The organism is Parashewanella spongiae, from assembly GCF_004358345.1.
Taxonomy (GTDB): Bacteria; Pseudomonadota; Gammaproteobacteria; order Enterobacterales; family Shewanellaceae; genus Parashewanella; species Parashewanella spongiae.
This window is the reverse complement of record NZ_CP037952.1, coordinates 1998762-2020808: the sequence shown is the minus strand read 5'-3', so window position 1 is coordinate 2020808 and position 22047 is coordinate 1998762. Positions and strand designations below refer to the sequence as shown.

12 protein-coding genes and 1 other RNA gene are annotated in these 22047 nt (G+C 40.8%); 2 read left to right on the top strand and 11 right to left on the bottom strand.

Going from position 1 to position 22047, the window contains the following annotated elements:
* Positions 1–378 precede the first annotated feature (378 nt).
* Positions 379–4377, top strand: a complete 3999-nt coding sequence (locus E2I05_RS07735) for a hypothetical protein (RefSeq protein ID WP_133309556.1) — start codon at positions 379–381, stop codon at positions 4375–4377.
* 295 nt (positions 4378–4672) lie between these two features.
* Here E2I05_RS07735 and E2I05_RS07730 read toward each other — a convergent pair whose 3' ends face one another.
* The 7 genes from E2I05_RS07730 to E2I05_RS22755 form a co-directional block, all read right to left on the bottom strand.
* Positions 4673–7495, bottom strand: a complete 2823-nt coding sequence (locus tag E2I05_RS07730; RefSeq protein ID WP_121852015.1) for a hypothetical protein — start codon at positions 7493–7495, stop codon at positions 4673–4675.
* Positions 7496–7785: 290 nt separating this feature from the next.
* A complete protein-coding gene (locus E2I05_RS07725; protein ID WP_121852014.1) occupies positions 7786–10626 on the bottom strand; it encodes a hypothetical protein in 2841 nt (946 codons plus the stop codon).
* A 737-nt stretch (positions 10627–11363) separates the two neighbouring features.
* An RNA gene (gene ffs, locus E2I05_RS07720) (signal recognition particle sRNA small type) lies at positions 11364–11460 on the bottom strand.
* A gap of 210 nt (positions 11461–11670) precedes the next feature.
* The gene (locus E2I05_RS07715) at positions 11671–12633 is read right to left on the bottom strand and encodes a reverse transcriptase family protein (protein WP_121852013.1); all 963 of its coding nucleotides are present in this window, start codon (positions 12631–12633) and stop codon (positions 11671–11673) included.
* 157 nt (positions 12634–12790) lie between these two features.
* Positions 12791–13528, bottom strand: a complete 738-nt coding sequence (locus tag E2I05_RS07710) for a hypothetical protein (protein ID WP_121852012.1) — start codon at positions 13526–13528, stop codon at positions 12791–12793.
* The gene (locus tag E2I05_RS07705; protein ID WP_121852011.1) at positions 13521–14021 is read right to left on the bottom strand and encodes a hypothetical protein; all 501 of its coding nucleotides are present in this window, start codon (positions 14019–14021) and stop codon (positions 13521–13523) included. The genes E2I05_RS07710 and E2I05_RS07705 overlap by 8 nt, the downstream gene beginning before the upstream one ends.
* A 358-nt stretch (positions 14022–14379) precedes the next feature.
* Complete coding sequence (locus E2I05_RS22755; RefSeq protein ID WP_165905423.1) at positions 14380–14721, bottom strand: OST-HTH/LOTUS domain-containing protein; 342 nt, start codon at positions 14719–14721, stop codon at positions 14380–14382.
* Between the two features lie 24 nt (positions 14722–14745).
* Between E2I05_RS22755 and E2I05_RS07695 the strand changes: the two genes are divergently transcribed.
* Positions 14746–15702, top strand: a complete 957-nt coding sequence (locus tag E2I05_RS07695; protein ID WP_121852009.1) for an IS1595 family transposase — start codon at positions 14746–14748, stop codon at positions 15700–15702.
* Here E2I05_RS07695 and E2I05_RS07690 read toward each other — a convergent pair.
* The 4 genes from E2I05_RS07690 to E2I05_RS07675 form a co-directional block, all read right to left on the bottom strand.
* Positions 15671–16273: a hypothetical protein gene (locus tag E2I05_RS07690; RefSeq protein ID WP_121852008.1), complete on the bottom strand. Its 603-nt coding sequence runs from the start codon at positions 16271–16273 to the stop codon at positions 15671–15673. The genes E2I05_RS07695 and E2I05_RS07690 overlap by 32 nt on opposite strands.
* Before the next feature lie 14 nt (positions 16274–16287).
* A complete protein-coding gene (locus E2I05_RS07685; protein ID WP_218939904.1) occupies positions 16288–17187 on the bottom strand; it encodes a hypothetical protein in 900 nt (299 codons plus the stop codon).
* A 124-nt stretch (positions 17188–17311) separates the two neighbouring features.
* A complete protein-coding gene (locus E2I05_RS07680) occupies positions 17312–20629 on the bottom strand; it encodes a type I restriction endonuclease subunit R (RefSeq protein WP_121852006.1) in 3318 nt (1105 codons plus the stop codon).
* Positions 20629–22029: a restriction endonuclease subunit S gene (locus E2I05_RS07675; RefSeq protein WP_121852005.1), complete on the bottom strand. Its 1401-nt coding sequence runs from the start codon at positions 22027–22029 to the stop codon at positions 20629–20631. Before E2I05_RS07675 ends, E2I05_RS07680 begins: the two co-directional genes overlap by 1 nt.
* Positions 22030–22047 lie beyond the last annotated feature (18 nt).

Genomic DNA, 22047 nt, shown 5'->3' with positions numbered 1-22047 from the left:
TAATGTAATAACGACAGTTTTGTATGTCGGTAATAACTATGTCTTCATCAATTTCACTTGTACTTTGAACACATACATAGCTCTGAGCTGGGAATTTAATTACTGTAATTGGTATAAATCTTAACTATATTTCATTTGTACTCGTTTTAAATGACATTTACCATTTCGAATCCCAGCTGCTAGTTGCGGCTTGAGTTTTAGAGAGATTTGCTTTGAAAAATTCTGAATGCAGTGGGATGGTTGGCAAAGGGGATAGTAGATTTCATCAAACTATCACCGTGATACTTAAAGATGCAGCTTTCAGGGCATTTTTAGGTAACACGGATTTATAAACTCAAAAACAGCTGTACTTATCTGTCCTTAAAAAAGGTAATAAATATGGCAATCACCTCCACTTCAAATGCTACTTCCAATGCCATGTATGAAACTCCCTCGACTTCAAATGGCGCTAGGAAGTCAAACCGTAAGAGAGGGAGGAATAATGAAGGCAACCCTGCCCCTAAAAGATTATGTATCACATCTCCGGCAAGTAAATGTTACTTAGTATCGCAGGATAACAAACTGCCTCAAGAGCTTCAGGATACAATGAACAGCAAAGGCATTAAAGTTACATCTGCATTCACAAAGTTATTATCAGCGGTCAATATTAAATCCCTAGAGCAACAAAAGGACTATAGCAATAAACTAACACTTTTTTTCATAAACATCGCCGATACAAAGGTGAAAGATACCAGCTTTTTTACTAGCATAATTAATACATCATGTAAAATAAGACAGTTCTTTCTCTACAGTAATAAACACATCATTCTGGTGGCAAAAACCCAACCCATGAAAACCCTTTCGTCTATATTTCATCGCTGCGGCTTGCCTAACGAATCGACGATACAGGGTTTTAATAACTTGCTGAAACTGCCGAAACTGCAAGAGGGCGGCACATTAAATTTGCCGCTGCTTAAATCTCTGTCGTCGATATATCATGGCTGTGGTCTGCCTAGTAACGCGGCGATAACAAGCTTTTTTAAGTTTCTGGAACTGCCGCAATTGCAAAAGGGCGGAAAATTAAGTCTCCCATTGCTCAAATCCCTGTCGTCGTTATTTAATGGTAGTGGCCTACCTGACGAAGCGGCGATGGCGCGCTTTATTAAGCTGCTGGAACTGCCGCAGCTACAGGAGGGCAGCACATTAAGCCTGCCGCTGTTCAAATCCTTGTCGTCAATATTTCATGGGTGCGGTTTACCAGACGAAGTGGCGATGACACAATTTACTGAGCTGCTGAAACTACCGCAACTACAGGAAGGCGGCAGACTTAGCCTGCCGTTGCTCAAATCCATGTCGTCAATATTTAATGGTCGCGGTTTACCTGACGAAGTGGCAATGGAGCACTTTATTAAGCTGCTGGAAATACCGCAGCTACAGGACAGTGGCAGGCTTAGCCTGCCACTGTTCAAATCCATATCGTCGATATTTAATGGCCGCGGCCTGCCTGACGAAGCGTCGATGACACACTTTAATAAGCTGCTGGAACTGCCGCAACTGCAGGAGGGCGGCAGATTAAGCCTGCCGCTGTTCAAATCCCTGTCGTCGATATTTAGTGGCCGCGGTCTACCTAATGAAGTGGCAATGGAGTGCTTTATTGATCTGCTGAAACTACCGCAGCTACAGGAGGGCGGCACATTGAGCCTGCCGAGGTTCAAATCCCTGTCGTCGATATTTAGTGGCCGCGGTTTACCTGACGAATCGGAGATGGCGCGTTTTATTAAATTGTTGAAATTACCTCAACTGCAGGAGGGTGGCAGATTATGTTTGCCGCTGCTCAAATCCCTATCGTCTATATTTAATGGCTGCGGTCTACCTGACGAAACGGCGATGAGGCGCTTTATTGAGTTGCTGGAGCTTCCGCAACTGCAGGAGCACGGCAGATTGAACCTTCCACTGTTCAAATCCTTATCATCGATATTTCATAGCCGCGGCCTGCCTGACGAAGCGACAAAAACACTATTTATTGAACTGCTGAAACTGCCGCAACTGCAGGAGCACGGCAGATTGAACCTTCCACTGTTCAAATCCTTATCATCGATATTTCATAGCCGCGGCCTGCCTGACGAAGCGACAAAAACACTATTTATTGAACTGCTGAAACTGCCGCAACTGCAGGAGGGTGGCACGTTAAACCTTCCCTTGTATAAGCTGTTATTAGTTAAAGTGATGAATCGGCCAGATAAGGCAAACGGCTGGCTTTGCTTACTTGATCACCCAGAGTTGCAGCTAAATGGTCAATTCCACCTTCTCAGATTAGCTTGTGTCTTTGCGGTTTTCCCTCTGCCGCCGAAACAGGATGAGGTAACTAAGCTGCTGTCTTTATTAAGCATTGATGGTCAACCCAACGATAAACTACTGAAACTCTGCATTCACGAGTGGAAACAATCATCTCTTTTAGCTGTGGAAAAGGCTTTTTCCTGCTCGCTTGTCGCAAAGTTGCTCGTTCACTTTCATAAGAACAATGAACTAATATCGATAAAAGCACTGGCGCTAGCCGTTAAAGGTGAGCCTGAGCTGCTAGATAAATTGAATAACCACTGCTCATTGAGTTCGATCGAAATAATGGGATCAACATTCCCATGCGTAATAGAAAGCCATCAAGGAATATTGAACGCGCTCGGTAAAATCTGTTTCGCCAACGGCCAGCTGGGATTAAAATTGTTCTTTGCAAATGCGCCTTGTCCAGAGAGAGGGCACACTCTGGCCGCTGAGGAAGTGCAGAAACTATCCCACTGGGAACGTTTGCTCAGTCAGCCAATTAATAAAACCATCCTGTCCTGTGCGCTCGATTTGAAAGGCCTGAGCCATGAGAGTGTAAGCCATTACTTCCGTTTTTGCAGAGTAATCCGCTCATGCCCCACATCAGAACAATGGATTAATACATTGTATCCGGTCGTCCTAAAGGGCGTTGAGGATGAAGATGTGAATCAGATTCAGGCGTATTTAATCGCGGCCTGCCTGCTTTCATCTACGCCTGAAACTAAGAAATTGCTTAACGATACCAACTGTTGCCGAATGTTATGCAAAGTGTTCAGTACCGCTAATGACCTATATCAATTATCGATGTCATTACCAGCTAAGAAATTTCATACCCTTTGCCTAGCAGGGAAAGATTACGGTCAGTATCTAAACACGGCCGTAAAACCCAAAGTGAAAACCATGAACACACTGAATTTAGGGCTAGTCACCAGAGGGTTAGTCTTGCCAGTAAAGCATCCTTCAACATTAAATGCCGTGACGTTTAGTGTATCTTCCGACAGTATGGATACAGATAAAGGGGTCACATTATGCATTAATACACAAGCACAACAAACAGATTGCCCCATGGTGCTTTTTAGTTATTGGTTCAGTTTATCCTTTGCCAGTGCCCCGACTCCTTACCATATTAGCCAAGCTCAAATAACGCTGCTCAATATTGATGAGGAAATGATTGAGCTGCCCTTTCCTCAGTTAAGCCAAAGTCGTCAAAATAGTGTCACTATTAGCAACTGGTCTGCCGATGAGCTTTCTTTGTTTATTGATACACTAAGCAGTGACTTTCCAATTGAGTTTGCTGACAGCAGTGAACAAAGTATTGTCAGTACTTATGTTACACGACGAGAAGAACGGTTATCACAAAAGCAAGTGCCAAGCGCCACAGGCAACACGGAGGCACAGCAGGAAAGCTTACTTGATTTGGCCTTCATTGAAAAGTGTTTACAAAAAGGCTTGCGCCTGACCTCGGAAGTCTGCCGCAGTCTCGTATATCATGCAGATTCTCTGAGTACTCCTGCAATAAAAGCGCTCGTTGATAAGTATTCGTTCTGCGACATACCTAGCCAATTAAGAGAGAGATTAAGTTTATCCGTGCGGTACCAAAATATACAGCTCGCTTCATGGCACCAGGATAGTGCAACAACGAGTGACACTGCGCAAGAGCCTGAGCCTATGGAAACGAGCGTCAGCCAAGGTAGTGAAGATGAGGCTTTGTCTCCTTTAATAAAAGACGATGCCTTTTGGGGTACGGCCTCGTTAAGCAAGGTTAATCAGCCTGTGAAAATCAGTGTGTTTGATGAGGAATGGACCAGCAGTTTATTTGTAGATTTACCACCTAAAGCAAGCCCCAACCCACTTTTAGACAAGCCTCAACTGGGTACAGAAGACGTTGAGGTGCTGTTAGCGAGTATTGAGGACTTCCCCCTCTCAGAGTTAACAATTATGCTGAGCAAAATAAGCAGTGATGTCAATAATAGGTTAGTCAAACAACTAGAAAGTGCATATGATATCCAGCAAAAAACCATGTTACTTAAAAATGCCGCAAACCGTGTGGACGAGCTTTCCGTTATGGGTTTTATCTGATTACACATTATCTCCATCAATCTTTGTCATACCAGCGAAGGCTGGTATCCAGTGACTTTTATAGAAAAAAGCAAAGGCTCTAGACTACCGACATACAAAACTGTCGTTACTTCGTTTCCAAATAAGAAAACGATAACGCAGCAGAAATGACCAATTTACGCTGTCTTCGATGCTTTTGAGCATTCACTGTTTGGATTATACCTCGGTATAACCTAATACCATATCAACAGATTAAGTGGACTTCCGTTATGCGAGTGCCTTGCCCCCATAAGCAACCATCACAGAAAGCCATTAATTATACTTCCTTTATGCCAAACATAGGTAAAAGATTTGCCTTGCTTATTGCCGCCATAACCGCTGAAAACCCCGTTTCTTGTGATATTTTTGAGATCCCCCTCCTTTCTTCCTCATACTTACTCTGACTTTTTATTAAATGAGTCCAAATCAACCAAGATACCTGAACTAATTGCTTTGAAGGACTGCTGTGCACCCAATTTAACTTTCTCTTAAGTAAGGGGATTAAGTGCATTAAGTGAACGTCTAAGCAAGTGTCATCAGGAGCCGTCTTCAAAAGCGTATATATCTGCTTTGCGTATAATTCTACGATTTCTAAAGGTGGATACTCATTTAGTGAGCGATAAGTTGCAATAAACTGATATAGACATTGTGTAAGCTCACTCAAAAGCACTTCCTCCTTTGAATATGAGGCAAAAATCAAGGCTCCAGATAGCTGACGCTCAGCGAGCTGATATTTTACGGATTCAGACTCTAAAGCTGATTTGCGTTTTTCTGAGGTGAGCATCAGATATAGATCTATCCATCCGTATAAATGTTTAGGGGAATCGTAAAGTAATTGTGTCACTACAGCAAATACCTTAATCTTCAGCTCAAGCATGCAGTGATCAGCAAAAGCAATATTTTTAAACATTGCATGATCGGTCACAACCGAAAATAGGTGCCATATGTATTCGCTGTGCTCCTCAAGTATTACCGCGTCCTTGCCTAACGTTAACAGTGCCCTTACTTTATCAATTGTTAGCTCATAAAAAAGTTCGCTTAAAATTTGCTCTTTAACTCTATTAGTTGGGGGGTACTTCCTTTTTAAATATTGGTCTCCGTAGCCAACAAATGTCTTTTCACACATCAATCGGTTAATGGGGCCTGATTTTGGAGGCATTGGAGAGAGAACATAAGTCGACTTTCTATTTGCGACAAAAATCTCGCTAACAAATTTATCCAGTGCTAACAGCCTGTCGTTGGAATTTTGAATTTCTTGGAGAACAGCGTGTTTACTGAGCAAGCTGAGCACTTCATCTAGCTCGGTTTTTCCTAATTTCCAAACGGTTTGCGCTTCGGTGATTAATGCTTCTGGAATAGGTTTCTCACAATGATATGAAAATGTTGCGCTCTCGAAAATCACTTTATTTAAAACAGGCAAGTAAGCTTCATCATGCTCCGACAGTTGCTTTACTAGTTGAATAAGGGTAAGAAATTCAGCTAAACCATCCTCAAATGGCATTTTACTATAATACGTGAGCTTGGTGTCTAGCTTTTCCCTATATTCCGCCAATGCATTTAATTTCACGTTATCTTTCGGAATTAATAGCACATCGGCATAGTGCTGCTTTTTTAGTAACTCAGGCTTAGCCTCAATAATATCATGAGCGCTAATGCTCACTCGGCATCGCCTTCCAATCCGGAGCAAGGTCAGCTGGTTTAAAAATTCATCACTGGGAAGTATCCCGTGTTTGGCGGCGCTGCTGTATAATTTTTCTATCGTGGAAAGATCATCCTCAAAAAAGTGTGTAGTCATATTGGCCGATAGCCGGAGCGAGAGATATTCAGCCGATTTGTATTCGGCTTCGGCGAGAAGCCGCCTGTCTACTGCTGTTAATTGTTCCGCACCTAATCTGGTTTCGTTAGCCGCCCTTTCTTTAACGAATGAATCAATTTCTCTTTCAGAAATGGGTTCATACTCATTGGCGATTCGAACTGCGAGCCTTAAGAAATACTTTCTGGATACATCTTCATAAAAAGCTTTAATATTCCCGTCAGTTGGGTTATTACTTAGCAAGTTTTCAGCGTAAGATCTCAGTTCTAGGAAATCCTTATAGTCTTCCGGCGGTGTTTGTCTGACTCGCTCGTGCTGGAAAAACAATTCCATACTTTTCAAGTCCTGGTAGAGTCGATATTTTGAAAAGCAAGGGGGCTCATATCTTTCCTTATAAGCCAGTCCATAAGCCTGTCTACACAACGTTTTTAATTTCACTTCTTGCTCACTTATACTCCCGTCTAATTTAGATAAACGGATTTGTAAGTGTAAAATATCGAGCTGCTTTAATAGTATTTCTTGATAGTATTCTTTCTGTGTGAGCTGTGAGCGGCCATTTTTTATTGATTCCCTTTCATCTGCAATTACAGAGTCTAATTTTTCTAGGCTTGTATCTGAGAGTTTTCTCCAGTCCGCTTCTTTATGCTCGCTTAACCAAGCGACAAAGTCTTGTTGGTTGACGATCAAAGGGTGTGTTGTTTGTCCGCAGGCGGAAAGCAAGTGATGGGCGTCCCAGTTAAAATCAGTAGGCTTACCAGTAATACCGATAAAGTTTTCTAATAGTTCAATATGAAATCGGTGATAGGCTTGAGCCGTTGCCGTAGTATAGGAATGGTGACACTCTAATTGCAGTTTAATGATTAAAATGTAGGCTAACTCTACCTCTAAAATTTGTGCTTCTTCAGGTCTGCCAAATGAAGTATTGCTTAGCATACCAAACTCCAACTCGAAGAGCGCTTCGTCAATCACTTGGTTAAGTGATGAGACATCACCGCAAAATGCCGACTCAAGAGCGTCACCCAATCTTTGCCGCTGTGTTGCTAGACACACAGCATCGGGCGTAGATGCTTTTAAACGTTTGGTACCACCAGGCGTGACGGGCTCAATGTTATGTTTACGACCATGAAAATTAGAAAACCCCGTTGGCTTTACTATAGTATTGTCTTCTAAAGATAATGAATATGTTCTGTCATCAATAGAAAGTTGACATGAGTCCAGTAAATCCTGACCTTTTGCGTACTCTGGGAATAACGCATTGTTATCGCAAGATCTGGATATTGCTGTCATAAGTAATTCATTGTTAAACATCAGGTTACGGCAGTATTATTTAAAGATTAGTCAACCTCAAGTGAATATTGATTCATCATTTACACCAATTACAGTAATTAATGAGATAAATCGTAGCCTCCCTAAACGACGAAGAGCCTTATTGTTCATCTTTGTGATATCCCACTTCACTCCTATATCCAACATCACATTGATTTCACTGAGTCAACTTAGATAGTATCAACAGGTAAATGGACTCCCGTTATGCGAGTGCCTTGCCCCCATAAGCAACCATCACAGAAAGCCATTAATTATACTTCCTTTATGCCAAACACAGGTAAAAGATTTGCCTTGCTTATTGCTACCATAACCGCTGAAAACCCCGTTTCTTGTGATAATTTTGAGATACCCCTCCTTTCTTCCTCATACTTACTCTGACTTTTTATTAAATGAGTCCAAATCAACCAAGATACCTGAACTAATTGCTTTGAAGGTCTGCTGTGCACCCAACTTAACTTTCTCTTAAGTAAGGGGATTAAGCGCATTAAGTGAACGTCTAACCAGGTGCCATCAGGATTAGCCCTCAAAAGCGTATATATCTGCTTTGCGTATAATTCTACAATTTCTAAAGGTGGATACTCATTTGGTGAGCGATAAGTTGCAATAAACTGATATAGACATTGTGTAAGCTGTTTCAAATTCACTTGCTGCTTTGAATATGAGACAAAAATCAAGGCCCCAGATAGCTGTTGCTCAGCGAGCTGATATTTTGCGGAGTCAGGCTCTAAAGCTGATTTACGTTTTTCTGAGGTGAGCTCCAGATACACATTTCTCCAGCCGCATAAATGGTTAGGGGAATCGTAAAGTGATTGTGTCACTATAGCAAATACCTTAACCTTCAGCTCAAGCATGCAGAGATCAGCAAAAGCAATATTTTTAAATAGTGCATGATCGGTCACAACCGAAAATAGGTGCCATATGTATTCGCTGTGCTCCTCAGCTATTACCGCATCCTTGCCTAGAGATAACAGCGCCCTCACTTTATCAATTGTTAGCTCATAAAGAAACTCGTAAAGAATTTGCTGTTTAATTCTATTTTTGGGGGGGGACTTCCATTCTAAACAATGGTCTGCGTCGTAGCCAATAGATGACTTTTCACACATCAATCGGTCGATGGGGGCTGATTTTGGAGGCTTTGAAAAGAGAACACAAGTCAACTTTCTATTTTCGGCAAAAATCTCGGTAACAAATTCATCCAGTGCTAACAGCCTGTCGTTGGAATTTTGAATTTCTTGGATAACAGCGTGTTTACTGAGCAAGCTGAGCACTTCATTTAGCTCCGTTTTTCCTAATTTCCAAACGGTTTGCGCTTCGGTGATTAATGCTTCTGGAATAGCTTTCTCACAATGATATGAAAATGTTGCGCTCTCGAAAATCACTTTATTTAAAACAGGCAAGTAAACTTCATCATGCTCCGACTGTTGCTTTACTTGTTGAATAAGGGTAAGAAACTGAGATAAACCATGCTCAAATGGCATTTTACTATAATACGTGAGCTGGGTGTTTAGTGTTTCCCTATATTCCGCCAATGCATTTAATTTCAAGTTATCTTTCGGAATTAATGGCACATCGGCATAGTGCTGCTTTTTTAGTAACTCAGGCTTAGCCTCAATAATACCATGAGCGCGAATGCTCACCCGGCATTGCCTTTCAAGCCGAAGCAAGGTCAGCTGGTTTAAAAATTCATCACCGGGAAATATCCCGTGCTCGGTGGCGCTGCTGTGTAATTTTTCTATCGTGGAAAGATCATCCTCAAATAAGCGTGTAGTCCTATTGACCACTAGCCGAAACGAGAGATATTCAGCCGATTTGTATTCGGCTTCGGCGAGAAGATGTCTGTCTACTGATGTTAATTGTTCCGCACCTAATCTGGTTTCGTTAGCCGCTCTTTCTTTAACGAATGAATCAATTTCTCTCTTAGAAATGGGTTCATGCTCATTGGCGATTCGAACTGCGAGCCTTAAAAAATACTTTCTGGATACATCTTCATAAAAAGCTTTAATATTCTCGTCAATTGGGTTATTACTTAGCAAGTTTTCAGCGTAAGATCTCAGTTCTAGCAAATCCTTATAGTCTTCTGGCGGTGTTTGTCTGACTCGCTCGTGCTTGAGAAACAATTCCATTTCATCCAAATCCTGGTAGAGTCGATATTCTGAAAAACAAGGGGGCTCATATATTTCCTTATAAGACCTTCTACAAGCCTGTTTCCACAACGTTTTTACTTTCACTTCTTGCTCACTTATACTCCCGTCTAATTTAGATAAACGGATTTGTATGTGTAAAAGATTGAGCTGCTTTAATAGTATTTCTTGATAGCAATCTTGTGAGCGCTGTGAGCGCTGTGAGCGCTGTGAGCGGTAATTTTTTTTTGATTCCTTTTCATCTGCAATTACAGAGTCTAATTTTTCTAGGCTTGTATCTGAGAGTTTTCTCCAGTCCGCTTCTTTATGCTCGCTTAACCAGACGACAAAGTCTTGTTGGTTGATGATCAAAGGATGTGTTGTTTGTCCGCAGGCGGAAAGCAAGTGATGGGCGTCCCAGTTAAAATCAGTATGCTTACCAGTAATACCGATGAATTTTTCTAATAGTTCAATATGAAATCGGTGGTAGGCTTGGGCCGTGGCTGTAGTATAAGAAAGGTGACTCTCTAATTGCAGTTTAATAATTAAAATGTAGGCTAATTCTATCTCAAAAATTCGTGCTTCTTTATGTCTGCCAAATAAAGTATTTTTTAGTATACCAAAGTCCAACTCGAAGATCGCTTCGCCAATCACTTGGTTAAGTGATGAGACATCACCACAAAATGCCGACTTAAGAGCGTCACCCAGTCTTAGCCGCAATGTTGCCAGAAACACAGCATCTGGGGCAGGTGCTTTTAAACGTTTCGTACCACCAGCCCTGTCGGACTCAATGTTATGTTTATCACCATGAAAATTAGAAAAACCCGTTGGCTTTGCTATGGTATTGTCTTCTGGAGCTAATGAATATGTTCTGTCATCAGTAGAAAGTTGACATGAGCCCGATAAATCCTGACCTTTTGCGTACTCTGGGGATAACGCATTGTTATCGCAAACTCTGGATATTGCTGTCATGAGTAATTCATTGTTAAACTTCTGCTTACGGCAGTATTATTTAAAGATTAGTCAACCTCAAGTGAATCTTAATTCATCATTTACTATAGCTGAGCTTATACCAATTATAGTTAGTCGATATTAGCACTTTATTGTGTCTGGTAATTCGAAATTGCTTGTTCTAATACCATTATATTACTGTAATTAAATGCTTAACTCAGAGCTATAAGTACCTGTCGATAAGTTCTTTGATAATTATTGTGTTCAGGATTAGTGCTATACAAGACGCAATGTAGGGCGCATAGCCGTAGCTATGTAACCGAAGTTGCAACACCGTAGAGTGCTGAAACTGGGCACTAGAAAATCTTAAGAAACTTATGGTCAGGTACTTATATGTGCTCAAAGTGCAATCGAAATTGATGAAGACAAAAAATGCTGCTTTCAGGGATTTCTGAAAATATGCCATTTAATTCTGAAAATTATGCAATTCAAAATTGAAAGCGACAAAAAATGTTGCTTTCAGGAATTATTGTCATAAGACGAACAAGTGAATGCGGACTGTAAAGAACGGTTTGTCAGTTAATGCTGTCATAATTTTCAGTAATAGCTGTCATAAAGCAAATTTATTGCAGTAATAACTGTCATAAAACTGCTCAGTTTCCAATGCTAAAATAGTACCAGAAAACTCGATTTGATTAGCCCCTTCGATTAGAAGAAAAAAGTGAAATTATAGAGGATAATGTATAAGAGTGGTGGTTACTCTAGAGCTGCACTTCGGCACATGAATCATTCGCTACGGTTGCTATCTCCCGATCCTGGCCGAGTTCACAAATTATCATTGCGAAGGAACCCTAGAGTCACCATTGAATTCTTCAGTTGGAAATTGAAGATCGCCTGATTATCTAATGATGTAACAAACAAAGCAAGATGTAGGCTGGATACATCCTTAACCAATAATTAATTCTACCTGCCATGGCACATTTTGGGGGAAAATGCGTTAGAGCTTTTGCTTTAACAACAAAGTAAAAAGAACAGAGTAAAAAGATTAAATAAATATCTAGCCCTCTAAACTTGGTTATTGCGCTCAATGAACTCAGCAAAAGTTAAGTGTCCTTTTAATCTTGGTAAATCACCCTCAGAAACTTTCCCTTGAGCAACCATATGACGAAAAGCTCTGATTTTATTTCTATACCCTTTGGTCAGCAAAATTTTATCTTCCTTAACTAATAATCCATGAACTTTCAGTCTTTGGCCTTTTTGAGAATCAGCAAAGTAAGCTTTGTTTTTGTTAAGTAAAAATGGTGTCAGGCCGAAAATAGAACTCAGCTCGTTCGGAATATCTGTGCTGAACGGTTCTTTACCCGAAAAAACAATATCATCGGCATAACGTGAAACCTTCAAAACATATTTTTCTGCCAGCTCTATTAGTCGCTGATCTATATCCTTCATAATAATATTTGAAATTACTGGGCTAGCAGGTGATCCCTGAGCTAAAGTGCCGTTGAGTGAGCAAATGTTAGCAAGAAACTTTGCTGACTCCTCCGAGTAACCTAGCTTTTCTAAAGCACCTGATATTTGGACAACTGTTATAGAAGGGAAAAAATTTTCGATATCCACAGAGTAAACCCACCTAGCTCCCTGATGAATTTTAGCTGCATCAGCAAAAGATTTACCTTTCACAAAACCACAGACGTGAGGTTCAAATGATATAGCGTTACTTAGGTGAGTTCCTAACCACTTTTGAACAACCTTTAGTGCAACTCTTGGTGAGTGGATTATACGAACCTTCTTACCTTGTTTAATTTTAAAACTTCGATAGAACTTGTGTTGTTTTTTGGACAAGGCATACACAAAATCAACGGAATAACCAAATAGTACAGCTAAACAAGTTTCCGATACACTAGGAGGGAGGGACTGAGTAAACAGTTTTTCGATTTGCTGTTGATAACTCTTACGATGCTTTTCTGGTAAAGCATCTAAAAATTTTTTTAAGGTATCAAAGGAAACTAGGAGCGGCGCGGCATTCATGACACTGTACTTTTCATCAAATTTACAACGATGGACAAACGTCCAGTCGGGCGAAGCACGAATGGACGTTTGTCCATCGGTGTTTCTGTGTCTAGCCTTCGCAAACGGGCATGATGCACACCCTCGCGACAATTTTTCGCCGCTCCGTATTTGAATTTCACCATTTTCTTCTTCCTAAATCAAGTGCACGAACTATATCAGAGTTGTTGCGGTTAGCTATTTTAGGTAATACGTTTAAGCTTTGAGCCGTCAATACATATGTTTCTTTAGACTGCTCTCGCACTAGAAACTGTTTTTTTATTAACTTATCTAATTGTTTATTAAGCCAATCCTGTTGTAAAGACGAGTATCCCTCACACAAGTTTGTATATGCCAATTCTAGTTTCACTGGCTGCAATTTTTTTATAACCGTTAATATTTCAATTAAGGATGGCAGCTCTATTTGATCCCAATGTAGAGCCATTATTTCAATTTTTGCCGAGGTTAAAACTGTTTTTAAAAAAGCTTCAATAGATTCCTTCTGGGTACTTTCAATAGCATCAGAAGTCTTAATGTTTACGCTCACCTTTTGAACATTTAAAAAAGAAACCTCCGCCCTATCTACAATTTTTGGAAAAGTTGTTTTAATAAGTGTTTCAAAGCCTTGACTCATCTTTGCTAAATTGTCTGAATCCAACAAAACCAATTCACTGTTTACACCATATTTCTGCTTTAACGTGCATTGCAATTTGTCTAGTTGCTTTAAAGACACAGATCCTTTTTGAGCCTTATCGCTAACCTTATCTTTAGGAACATATAGAACAATGCAATCATCGGATGTTCGAACAAAAAAATCAGAAATAAAATACTCAGCCTGTATTTCTTCAAAACCAGGGATCATAAGTTGATTAGGCAAGACCTATCTCCTTCCAAATTCGTTTGAGCTTCGCACACTGCCTTTCCGCTTGGTTTGGCCATTGGCTTGCAGTAGTCAATTTATGCGTTCTCAGATAGATTACACCGCCATCTTTCTTTGTTTTAACTTCTGGTTCATAGTCGGCTAAAATTCTTGCATCATAAGCTTGTCTAAGAAGCTGTGACAATTCACTTCCTGTGGCATTTAATTCCGTTAACAATCGACTCTCATTACCTTTATCAAGCAGCCCTGAACTAACTTGCTTTCTCAAAGCTGCTTTCGCAGGTTTACGAAGCCCTTTTTCCAACAAATTAGGGATCTCTGCATGTGCAGTCCCTATCCAATTTGATTGCATAAATCCAAGTGTTTCTCTTGTAATAAGAAAAGCTGCATAATAGTATCGATTAAATGCACTCCTTCCTAACAAATCTGCATGGTTAATATCTGTATTTTTCAGCGCCAATCGCTCTAATTCGCTACCCACATATTGCATTAATCATGCTCATCTATATATCCATAGGCATTTTTAAACAGTTCTCTACCTAAATCATATAGAATCATTGTTTATAAGCTCTATAGGATTAGTTGAGGCCGGAGCCATACCAATTAAATGTAAATAGCAAATCTACACTTTAATGACCAACGATTCAACGAACTACAAAAAACTATTAAGATAGTATTAGTATGAATGAACTTTACGTTTTATAAGCTCAATTCCTCACTCCCCAGATCTTTTTAAACTTACTTTGGAGCAAAAGCTTCCCGTTCGTAAATCTCAAACCGCACTTTATGAACCGCAATTCAAGTACACTTTGGAGCATAGCCTCGTTAGAGCACTGGCTTCAACAAGGTTATGAATAATCAGGGGTACTTCCTAAATCACTCAACCTAAACAAAACCCGCTTTCCACCTTTAGGCGTTTTCTCTTCACCCACATCAAACAATTCTGAGGCTAGAATCAAACTCTTCAGCGAGCTATGACCATACCTTTCTTTCATATGCTCAAGTTCATCAGGTAATTGCTTTTTGATGATGTTTCCTGCCGTACTTAATAGCACCCAGCCATTGTTCTCTATACTTTGCTCTGAGATATCACAAAGTAGATGTATTATTTTGCTACTTCTTAAAAACCATAATTTCCTAACACTTTTGGCTATGTTTCTATAAACTGTTGGTAGGCGTATACTGAGCAAAATTGTAGCGTCAGGCCATCAATTATGAACATAGCCAATTTTCATAAGCTGATAAAAAGTCTACAAGGATTGAATGACAAACAAAGATTGGAAATTGAATCAGCGCTCCATCAATACTCATCATCAGAGTCGATATATCACTTACTCGAAGAACGTTTAGTTGAACAACCTGAGTGTCCACATTGCCATAGCAGCCTTATCAACCGACATGGAAAAACACAAAGCACTCAACGATATCGCTGTAAAAATTGTCTTAAAACCTTTGTTGCCGCAACAGGAACACCACTTGCCAGACTAAGACATAAAGAACGCTGGAAAGATTACTTTTATTGCATGATTAAGAGCATGCCTTTAAGGGAAGCCGCTAGCCATTGCAGTATTACTCTTACCACGTCTTTTCGTTGGCGCCATAGATTTCTTGAAATACCAACACTCCTCCAACCTTCTACGTTAGAAGGAATTATTGAAGCTGACGAAACATTTTATCCTTATTCAGAAAAGGGTGAACGTCATTTAATTCGTAAACCAAGAAAGCGAGGAATGAAAGCAAAAAAATCAGGACGTTCGAGTGATGATTGGGTAAAAGTCGTTACCGTCAGGGATAGGAACCAGCATACATACGATAATACTTTTGCTCATGTGACAAGTGATGCACTCACGAAAGAGCTAGAAGGAAAAGTTCAGAAAGACAGTGTGTTGTGCTCTGATGGATTTAAAACCTACATCAAGTTTAGTAAAGACAATGAACTCACTCATAAACGCCTGAATGTATCAGCTGGTATCAGGGTAATCGAAAATGTTTTCCACATACAGAATGTAAACTCTTACCACAGCAAATTAAAGCTGTGGCTTGCAAAGTTTCACGGTGTCGCTACGAAATATCTAACTCATTATCTAGGTTGGTTCAGATTTATGGACAATAAAGAAAATTGTAACGAAAACAGCTTGTTTAAAATTCAACAACAGTTAGTGGGAACATAGCCACACTTTTAGATGTTAAGGTTTCAGCAAGAGCTTTTCGACCATCCATTAATGCTTTTGCTATAGCCTTAACATTTTCGATTTCTCGACGAATTGTTTTGCTTTGTTTTTCAAGAAGCTCATCAACTTCTTCACAACTACTCATTGAAGTTGAATCAAATTTTGGTAAAAAATGATGAATTAATTCATTTCGCTCAGAAACCAATTTAGCTAACGACTCTTTTCTTTCTGCTGCATAAGCTTCATCTGTTTCAATGTGAAAATTAAATGCAAAATGAGCTTCTTTTAGCTCTTCTTCATCTGATTGTTCATTGCTGGTTTGAGATGTGGTTTGCTCAATATATTGCCCAACCAACTGCCCCATAGTTTGTTTATTTACGGTTGATGTTCGCTTTTCTATAATGCGTTTTAGTTCACTGCTGTAACCAGAAAACTGGCCATTCGCAATGATATACTTCAGCAATCCTTCAAGCTGTTGGAACAGCAGCATATTTCTGCCAATCTTCCTTAAAACCTCATCAACAGCACTCTTTAATTCAGGAGCATGGTTTGTAGCGACTTCACTTTTCATAACTGACACAAAGCTCAATTTGACAAGCCGATATAACCATCAGCTATCTGTTTCAATAAGTCTTTCAACTCACAAGAGAAGATGATGCTCACATCGCCAGAAATATGTTCTAACTGCTGGTTATTCTCTTTCTTGCACTTAGTGACAATCACGTACTTTTCAATGATTTTAATGTTTTCGCTGTCCCAATACGTTGTGGATTTATTAATCTGATGAATGGCTAAGCCACTCATTACACCCTCGTAATCCTTAACCTGTATAGCAACACCATAAGTTCGTCCTAATAACCCCGGATACTTAATCAAAATATCGGTTCCGTGCTCTTTTTCAGTTATTCCACCAGTTCGTTCAACCATTATTGGTTCAGGGAGAATCTTTCTTAAACCTTCAACAAGGGCATATTCCCATTCTTCGTTGCTTAAAGTTTCATTTAAAGATGAGTAGAGGTTTTCGTAGAAATCACTCTGGTCTAGAGCAATACAGATACCGTCATTAAGTGCATTATTGAATCTAGCGCTATGCGTAACAGTATCTTTTAAGTCACTACTTTGCTTTATCAATGCTTCAATTGAATCTGCACATTGATTCATATTCCAAAAGCGGCTTGGATTCTTTATTGAGGCTCGAATATCGCCATTTACATGCTTATTCTGGCGAACAAATGGTTTAATAATTTTTGCAGGGAAGCAGTGTCCAAAGTCTTTCAATTCCGAATCAATTTTAAATTCGTAACCGTCACAAAAATCTTCAGTTGCCTCAACAATAGCAACTTCACTCCAAGTAGGGAGCCTTGGAATAATTAGGATATCGCCTTTTTTGACTTTGTTGAAGATAGGTAAGTTGCGCTTAGCCCCTTCATTTAATTCAAGCTTTCTGAGATTCTGACGTTCATCCCAACCCCAACCTTGGCGCAAACGGTGGTTTTGCTCTAATTCACTTCTGAAAAATGAAATACGAGATTTGTTGATTCGGTATCCCCAATACTGCCTTGTCATACTTATCCTTAATGTATAAATCCATAATAAAAAAAGCAGGCACCTACCTGCTCTTCAACATATCAAACGCTAATCGTTTTAGTCCTTCTGCGATTAACGGATTCGACAAATATTGCATCATCATTTCTTGGTGCGCTTCGTCACTGTCCATCACTGCGTTATCAAAGGCTTGTGGGAAATCGCCCAGAAATGCTTGTTCAGCCGTATTATTCTTGATCTGTTTCATCACAGTCTCATTCTCAGCGACTTTACTTGTTTTGCTGTACAGAAAGCTGATCATATCGCCATCGGTTAACCCATCTGTGATAAATAACTCATTCAGTTTTGCCACAATTTGTGACATGAACTCTTCTTTCTTATCTTTAGCTTTAGCCGTACCCACGTCATCGCTGGGTTCTAGCTCATTGCCTTCTTCGTCTTCTTTTAGCTTGATGTGCTGTTGACGGATTTTAGACAGGCGATAATGGCTCATCACCACATTGTCCAAATCGATGTCGTCTTCTTCAATCACCTTTTCACGCAGCAATGGGCGTAGATAACGGGCATAAAGGCTCAGTTTCTCTAACTCCATATTGTCGTAGTCAACAATCTGAGACATAAACTCATAAAAACGGGTGAAACTGCCTAAATCCTTTTTGAAAATTTCCAGACGGTCTTTTTCTTGTTTGCATTCTTTAAAGCTGTTTTCCGCATTGGCGATCAACACGGCATCTTTGGTTTTCTTGGTGCGCTCAAACATTTCTTTTGACTGAATATAAGCATCAACTGCCGAGCTATAACGCTTTTGCCAGCGATCTACCGCTGGCTTACAAATGTTACTTACCGCTGCATTGCTCTTTTTTTGCGTGAGAAAAGCATCACAAAATTGCTCGACTTCATTCCAAGTAAAAATGCCGCTGGCTCTGAGCTTTTCTTCTAAATCGTAAAGCTTGTCGGGATCAGACACATCCGCCAGTTCAGCGGTTTGATAATAAGGTTGAAAGGCGCTTAAAATCTCGTCGGGTTCATTAACGAAATCCAATACAAAGGTACCGCTTTCTGCCTTGCCAGGATAAGTTCGGTTTAGTCGTGACAGTGTTTGCACGCATTCGACGCCGCCTAAAGGCTTGTCGACGTACATGGCGCAAAGTTTTGGCTGGTCAAAACCTGTTTGAAACTTATTCGCCACCAACATAATTTGGTAATCATCAGAATCAAAAGCCTTACGCATATCCCGACCTTTTAAGTTTGGGTTCATGCCTTTTTCGGTAAACTTTTGATCCAATAAAGCGGTGCTATCAGGGTCGTCTTGATTAAATTCCACCTCACCAGAAAACGCAACCATCACCGCAATGGCACTTTGCTTGTTAGTCGCCGAATGCTCTGCCAAATACTTATCAAAAGCTAACTTATAGCGCACAGCCTCTTTACGAGAGCTGGTCACCACCATCGCCTTCGCCTGACCGCCTAATAAGCCCATTACGTGCTCTTTAAAGTGATCAATGATGACTTTCACCTTCTGCGCAATATTGTACTCATGCAGCCTTACCCAGCGGCTCAGTTTCACTTTGGCTTTTTTACTGTCGACCTCTTCATCGGCGGCTTCAATCTTTTGTGCTAACTGATACGCTACTTTGTAGTTGGTGTAGTTTTTCAGCACATCAAGAATAAACCCTTCTTCAATGGCTTGGCGCATCGAATACACATGAAAGGCTTGCGGTAAGTTCTTTTTAGAACCGTTTTTAGATGCAGGTAAATCAGAGTAAGGCAGACGACCAAATAGCTCCAAGGTCTTAGCTTTAGGCGTTGCAGTAAATGCATAATAATTTAAATTGCTGTTGTGCTTTCGTGCCGCTAACGAGGCATTTAATCGGTCTTCTGACGACAACTCAGGGTTATTTGCCGCAAGCTCAGCGTCTTTTGCTTCGCCTTCTACCATCAGCACTTCCTTTAAGCGTTTTGCCGTGCTGCCTGTTTGTGAGGAATGCGCTTCATCGGCAATCACGGCATAACGGCGTTGTTGCAAGCTGACGCTGTTTTCAATGGCTTCTAACACATGCGGGAAGGTTTGAATGGTGACGATGATGATAGGCTGAGCATTTTCCAGTGCGGTGGCAAGCTTTTCTGACTTAGAGCCATCGCCCTCTTTTTTGTTGATCCGTCCCACTACTCCATCGGCGTGTTCAAACTGATAAATGGTGTCTTGCAGCTGGTCATCCAATACCGTTCGGTCAGTGATAACAATGATTGAATCAAATTGTTTATTGCCTTCGTCATCGTGCAAGGTCGACAGCTGATGCGCCGTCCACGCAATTGAGTTCGACTTACCCGAGCCAGCGCTGTGCTGCACTAAGTATTTGTGGCCTGTGCCTTCTTGTTTTGCTGCATTAATTAAGCGGCTTACCACATCCCACTGATGATAACGTGGGAATATCAGGGTTTCTTTTTTCGACTTTCGACCTTCCCAGTCTTCTTTTTCTTCAATCTGCAAATGCACAAATCGACCAAGAATGTTCAGCAGGTTGCTTGGCAGCAGCACTTCATTCCACAGATATTCGGTGGCGTACTCGTTTTGATTTGCGGGTATTTCATTACCCGCACCACCTTCTGCTGTGCCTCTGTTAAAGGGTAAAAAGAAGGTGTCATCACCTGCCAGTTTGGTCGCCATGTAGACCTCAAACTGACTCACGGCAAAATGCACTAATGCCCCTCGTTTAAAGGTCAGCAGTGGCTCTGGCTTTTTAGTTTCAGGGTCGTTTGGTAAGCGAGTTTTTTGATATTGGCGCTTGGCGTTTTCAATGGCCTGTTTAAACTCTGATTTCAGCTCTAATGTTGCTACGGGTAAGCCGTTAACAAATAACACTAAATCGATGCGCCATGCTTTGGCTTTTTTACCCGTCAGCGCCATGTGCTCAGCCGTTGCGTAAGGCGAGTACACTAGCTCAGGTACAATGCGACAGCGGTTTTGCTCAAAACGAGCCAAGGTGTCAGGGTTTAGCTTGTGCTCAGGCATAAACTGGCATAACGAAAAACGTGCATTGCGGATTTTCAAACCATGACGCAATACGCCCAACGTACCGAAACTGCGAAGCTCTTTATCCACCGCATTAGCATCGGCTTTTTTTAGCTGAGTGACCAAGTGGCTGATAAAATGCTGCTCTGAATCAACGGGGAAGTTTTTACAAAACTTCGTCCACTCTTTTGGTTGAGTGTGCTTCACGAAATCCAGCACATCACTGGTGTACAACGCCGTTTTGCAATCGTATTGGTCACTGTTGCCTAACAACCAACCTTTGGCTTGCATACGGGCAATCATGTCGTTCTGGAATACGGATTCTTTGGTGTTGTCGATGGTATGAATAAACGTGGCATCCTTGCTCATTACATGGCCTCTGTTTCTTGTTGTTCTATTCCGTCATTCCCACAAAGGCGGGAATCCACAGGCGCAATCCATTCTCGGACGTCGATTTTTCCAGTGACAGCGGCAGAGATTAAGGCGGTGCGGCGTTCTTGCATTAATTTAATGGCTGATTCCGACTTCGTTGTCAGGTGATCGAATTTACTTATGGCTGATTGCAAATGGGCAATGATTTTTTGTTGCTCGACCAAATCTGGGAGTGTGATTTTAACTTTTTTTAAATCATTTACTCCAACATTTCCTTGTGTATTGGTGTTTATATGACTTTGAATACCATTCAAAAATGTTTGAGATTTGAAGTAATAAAATAGATATAGCCCCAAAACCTTGGAAGGAGAGGGCTTGATCGTTACACACGAGTATGAAACAAGGAAGTCTCTATCTATATCTACGTATGATGCCGTTCCAATGGTAGCGTACCGAGCCATGATGACATCTCCCGCAGAAGTCTTTATTCTCTTCGACAGATTTAGATAATCGCCCTGACTGACTTGTTTACACTTCGCAAAATTAATATCACTTGCAAACTCAGTTAAATCCCCTGTCATCACGTATGGCACGCCTTCATCAATAGATTTCGGCATATAATGATCTACATCCCCGATAGCATTAAGGACATGGCTCAGATTGCAGACATTCCAATGCTCTGGCACTTCCCCAAGCCACTCTACGCCGGAATCTTTCATTGGGGCGTTGGGGTTTAGCCCCTTGGTGACGGCATGACTGATCACCGCCTGTCGTTTTTCTTTCAACAACCGAATCAAAGATTGCTGTTCTTCGATCAAGGTGTCGATTTTGGCGGTTTCGTGGTCGAGGAAGTTGGCGATTTGCGTTTGCTCTGCAAACTTAGGACTCGCAAGCGAATAAGTGTTTATTACTTCAGCAGGAACACGCTTTAATCCTCCAGCTCCAGTCATTGCCGCTGTGGCAATGTCCATAAAACTGTCTTCCTGCAAGCGATAATACAGAAACCGATTATTCATCCGCTTGTTAGTACGGAGAACATAAATTTCTGAAGATCCAAAGCCAATGCTATTGGTGAGCCCAGAGGCAACAGCCATATTCTTGTTCTCAAAGCATGGTGTTACCTTGGCTATGAGAACATCACCATCTTCAAAGTATGTGTAACCATCACAAACATCACTGACTTTGCGCTTTTCATCCAAAACAATAGAGTTCAGCTTTAGCTTTTCCATAGGGAGAAAGCTGCACTCTTTATCCATCAATGATGAATCAATAGTTGATTTTTTCGGGGTCAATTCAGCTAAATGTTTTATTGGAATGATATTCCAGTCTTTTGGAACATTCCCCAACCACACAACCCCAGAATCCTTATATTCTGGATAAGCCTTGTATTTATTCATACTGGCCTCCTGATGTGG